Source organism: Gaoshiqia sediminis (assembly GCF_025907915.1).
Lineage (GTDB): Bacteria > Bacteroidota > Bacteroidia > Bacteroidales > Prolixibacteraceae > Gaoshiqia > Gaoshiqia sediminis.
In genome coordinates this window covers 1-314 of the sequence record NZ_JAPAAF010000158.1, presented here as the reverse complement: position 1 = coordinate 314, position 314 = coordinate 1, and the positions used below count along the sequence as shown (strand labels likewise).

Sequence of the window (314 nt, the reverse complement as noted above, 5' to 3'; positions counted from 1 at the left end):
GCTTCGCTGGCACTCGATATTGCCGATTTCACCTGCGCCCATGTAGGACAGAACAATGTGGTGCTGACCGTAACGGATGTGAACGGCAACTCAAGCACCGCCAACGCCGTGGTGACCGTGGTTGACGAGATCGACCCGACAGCCCTTGCCCAAAACGTGACCATTTACCTGGATGCCGACGGCAATGCCTCCACCACAGCCGAAGCCGTTGACAACAGTTCAGCCGACAACTGCGGGATCGCTTCGCTGGCACTCGATATTGCCGATTTCACCTGCGCCCATGTGGGACAGAACAATGTGGTGCTGACCGTAAC

General features: G+C 57.3%; 1 pseudogene. It reads left to right on the top strand.

Annotation, left to right across the window (positions count from 1 at the left end):
* Positions 1 to 314, top strand: a pseudogene (locus N2K84_RS20390) (hypothetical protein); the annotation flags it as partial.